Origin of the sequence: uncultured Campylobacter sp., from assembly GCF_905371695.1 — a bacterium.
Classification (GTDB): Bacteria; Campylobacterota; Campylobacteria; order Campylobacterales; family Campylobacteraceae; genus Campylobacter_A.
Genome location: NZ_CAJPMA010000124.1, coordinates 1 through 3,710, shown reverse-complemented (window position 1 = coordinate 3,710; position 3,710 = coordinate 1). Strand labels below are relative to the sequence as shown.

Below are 3,710 nucleotides of genomic sequence, written 5' to 3'. Positions count from 1 at the left end.
AGGCTAAATTTTACTATCAAACCGGCGATTTTAAAAAAGCGTTCGAACTTAGCAGCGAGGCGGTAAGATTAGACGCCTACAATAAAATGGCGGCGACGCTCGTAAATCAAAGCCGAAATTCTCTTAAATTTCGTTCTTATTTAGACGAAGGCGAACGTTACGCGTCTGTGATAAAAAAGATGGGCTTGACGCAAATTTTACCCGCCGATAAAAAGCGAATTTTATTAATGTGCGACGTGATGATCGAAAGCTACGGCGAGCTACCGAATAGCCCGCTGGTAGAACGGGGGCTAAAAAACGACGCTAAAAATATGAAAGAAAATTTCGCGCGGGTTAAAAATGAGCTTTTTTAAGCGTTTTTTAGATATTATGGCGCGATTTGTTTAGTTAATAAGGAAGTTGATGTCGTTTTCGATACGTAATTTTTTCTCGCAATTATATTTAAGCGTCGCGATAGAAGGGTCTGAATGCTCTTTTTACGGACGAGTTTTTCGCGCGCAAAAGCTTATAAAAACGATCGATACTAAAATTTCCGACTCCGACGAAAAGGCGCTAAATCAAAAAATATTAAACTACGTAAGAGCTCTTGAAAAAGCGTACTCGGAGGTTTATATCTCGTTATTTTTCAACTTCGTCACCCACGGCGCGATACCTACCGTAATCAGGGACGATTTTGCGAAATTTAATATCCAAGCCAAAGATATCGCGACTTTAAAAATGCAAGATAGTTGGAGCATTTATGCCGATAAGGAAGCCGTAAACTCCGCAAAAGATACGCTCGGTAAAGACGAGATTGATCTAATTTACTCGCCTATCGCCGTGCTATTTTACGAGTTATCAAAGCGCGTAATCTCGGCAAAAACTACGCTTTACGCATATAGCCGCCAAAATTCCTTCACGCTTTGTATTTTTAAAGACAAGAAAATGAAATTAGCCACTTTCGTAAAAATCGACGAGGCGGAACAAAACGACGAAGCGAGCCAAAATTTCAAAGAAGAAGATATAACCGATATCGATAACGTCATCGAAAAAGAAGACGACGCGCAGCTGCAAGACGATTTTCAAAGCCTGGATGATCTAATAAACGGAGATAGCGGCGGCGCACAGGATTTTGAAGATCTAAATTACGACATAAATATGCCCGCATCCGTAGACGTGGGAAGATCGGTCGAAATTTTCGGGCGCGATATGAATATGTTTAGCTATATTAAAGCCGCGATCGCCGAATTTTACGCAAACCCGCTTTACGAAGGCGATTTTATCGAGCAGATCGTAGTGCTAGACGAGGATAAAACGAGCGCTACGTTTTTACAATATTTGCAGTCGGAACTCTTAGTCGAAGCCTCGGCGCACCCGATTAAAACGCTTGAAGTTATGAACGAATTAATGATGAAAGAAATAGCAAATGGATAATTTTAGCTTCATCAAATACGAACCAAGAAAGCTTTTAAGCGCGTTTAGCAGACTTTGGATATTGTTTATCTGCGGCGTTTTTACAGTGCTTCTTAGCGCAAGCCTCGTAATAACCTACAAAAACTATCTACTAGGCAAGAATACTGCCGACTTAGCCGTCCAGCAAGAAAATTTAAGCGCCAGAATCCTTCAAATAGATAAAGCAAACGAGCTGTTAGACGAGCGGACGGGATACGGCGTCGATCTTTACGCTTCAAATACAATCCTTAAAAAAAGCTTGCAAAATTTATTCGAGCTGGTGCCCAATAGCATCACGATCGATGAAATAAGATTCGACCGAACTTCGCTTATAATAAAAGGCGTAACGCCTAGCAAAGACGTGTTTAATCAGCTTTTAGCTTCGCCCCTAAAATCGCTTTTTACGACGTCACACACGAGCTTTTTCCGTACAGACAACGGCTGGTTTAGCTTCGTAAGCACGAATAAAATCAATAACCCAGAGGGTTACAATGAGTAAAAAAGATACGAGTTTAGAACGCATAGATATTATGAAGCTGCTAATTTTCGTATTAGCGTTCGTGGTCATCTGTTTCGGGATGGTTTTTGCGTTTATCTTGCCCGGCATTAAAGACTACCGGGTGCTATCGGCGCAAAATCGATCGCAAACGGCAGCGTATCTAAAAGTAAAGCAAACGCACGACGCCAAGCTTGAAACCCTAGAAAATACGAAGCAAAAATATAAAGACATGATTATCGCTTACGAAGCGAAATTTAATAGGCAAAATTTCGTAAAATTCGTATCGACATACCTTAACGACGTCAAAATATCCGATATGGACGAGCCCGCAAATAAAGAAAAATTTTACAAATACGGACTGAGCGTCGAAGCTTCCACGAAAGACCCGCAAAAATTCTACGACTTTCTAGACGCGCTAGAAAAATACGAAAGTATAGCAAAGACCGATTTCCCGGTAATGATGAGTAGCGACGGCGAGCGGATAAATATAAAATTTAACGTGATAATTTACGGAGCTAATCCGCAAAACTAGCTAAAATTTCGCTAGGCGAAATGCCACGCGAGAATAAAAATCCGCGGTTAATCGGCGGAATTTTCGCCGTCCTGCACGCTTCTTTAAATTTTTTATCCATTTTGATTTTCGAGACGTAAGGCGTAATTAAAATAAATTTTTCGCGCTCGGCTTGCGGCTTTCTTTCCGTTTGCCCTACCGGCACGGTGAAATTTTCGCGCCTCGGCAGCGGCGAACTAGCGCCGATCGCGACCTTGCCCGCCAGCGCGAAATCCACGCCTTTTTGCAGACATCGTTCACACTCTCTTCGCTGCGCCGCGCTTAAAAGCACGCCCAAAATTTTACACGTTTTATCTACACCTCTAATAAAATTTGCGTCCGCCTTTACTAGATAAGCTTGCTTGCTCGCACTTAAAATTTTAGGCTCCAATACCCGCGCATCGCGCTCTAAAATTTCAAAACTTCTTGCCGCGCCGCTTTTAAACCGCGCTAAAAAAGGCTCGGAAAAATCGCGTCTAAATGCGTTTCTGCTAAATTTTTCGTTAAAATTCGAATCGTCTACGAAATATTTTATCCCGTGATCGTCGAGCCAAAATTTTAGCTCGCGCTTGCTTACGTTTAAAAGCGGTCGTACTAAATTTACGTCGCCGCGAGAGGAAATTTCGCCCATTCCGATTAGCTCGTTTAATCCCGCGCCTTTTGAAAACTGCATCAAGAACCACTCGAATCTATCATCTAGTTGATGAGCTAAAATCAAATTCCCGTAGTCCTCGCTCGCGCAAATTTCGTCAAAAAACGCGTATCTGGCCGCACGCGCCCTACTCTCGAAATTCGCGCCCAAAACCCGCGCCTCCCGCACGAAAATTCGCTTGCTAAATTCGCTTGCTAGCTCTCGCGCGGCGGCGACCTCGTCCCTGCTTTGTGTGCGCGCGCCGTAGTCCATAATCGCAAGATCGAATTTAATGCCTAAATTTTGCAGAATATAAAAAAGAGCGGTGCTATCGACGCCGTGAGAAAAGGCGAGCAAATTTCGCCCGCTTCGCAAAAGCGCGAGCGCGTCTTTATTTATCCTAAATTTCGCCGCTAAATTTTCAGGAGTTTGGTTCATCTTTACGCCTTAATTTTACGCGGCCAAGCTTAACTTATACGCGTCTGATCGCTCTTGCGATTAGCTTGCCGTCTAGCGCGTCGGTGACTTCGCACGCGTATCTTGCGCCCACTTCAAGCTCGCCTAGTTCGCTATCGTGCAAAATTTCGTAAAAACGAGCT

5 protein-coding genes are annotated in these 3,710 nt (G+C 43.2%); 4 read left to right on the top strand and 1 reads right to left on the bottom strand.

What is annotated here, in order from left to right; genetic code table 11:
- The 4 genes from QZ147_RS08685 to QZ147_RS08670 form a co-directional block, all read left to right on the top strand.
- Positions 1-353, top strand: a 353-nt coding sequence (locus QZ147_RS08685) for a hypothetical protein (protein WP_295149387.1), incomplete at its 5' end; no start/stop codon positions are given.
- Between the two features lie 49 nt (positions 354-402).
- Positions 403-1,413: a hypothetical protein gene (locus QZ147_RS08680; RefSeq protein ID WP_295149384.1), complete on the top strand. Its 1,011-nt coding sequence runs from the start codon at positions 403-405 to the stop codon at positions 1,411-1,413.
- Complete coding sequence (locus QZ147_RS08675) at positions 1,406-1,930, top strand: hypothetical protein (RefSeq protein ID WP_295149381.1); 525 nt, start codon at positions 1,406-1,408, stop codon at positions 1,928-1,930. Before QZ147_RS08680 ends, QZ147_RS08675 begins: the two co-directional genes overlap by 8 nt.
- Entirely contained in the window at positions 1,923-2,462 is a 540-nt protein-coding gene (locus QZ147_RS08670) for a hypothetical protein (protein ID WP_295149378.1), read from the top strand. Before QZ147_RS08675 ends, QZ147_RS08670 begins: the two co-directional genes overlap by 8 nt.
- On the opposite strand, the gene tilS is transcribed toward QZ147_RS08670, so the two are convergent.
- Positions 2,446-3,549, bottom strand: coding sequence for a tRNA lysidine(34) synthetase TilS (tilS, locus tag QZ147_RS08665; protein WP_295149375.1), 1,104 nt, complete (start codon positions 3,547-3,549; stop codon positions 2,446-2,448). The two genes, QZ147_RS08670 and tilS, sit on opposite strands and share 17 nt — an antisense overlap.
- Positions 3,550-3,710: the final 161 nt, after the last annotated feature.

Bases quoted from the DNA above. Each gene is read 5' to 3' on its own strand.
- QZ147_RS08670 (WP_295149378.1), top strand. From the start codon at position 1,923: ATGAGTAAAAAAGATACGAGTTTAGAACGCATAGATATTATGAAGCTG.
- QZ147_RS08680 (WP_295149384.1), top strand. From the start codon at position 403: ATGTCGTTTTCGATACGTAATTTTTTCTCGCAATTATATTTAAGCGTC.
- tilS (WP_295149375.1), bottom strand. From the start codon at position 3,549: ATGAACCAAACTCCTGAAAATTTAGCGGCGAAATTTAGGATAAATAAA.
- QZ147_RS08675 (WP_295149381.1), top strand. From the start codon at position 1,406: ATGGATAATTTTAGCTTCATCAAATACGAACCAAGAAAGCTTTTAAGC.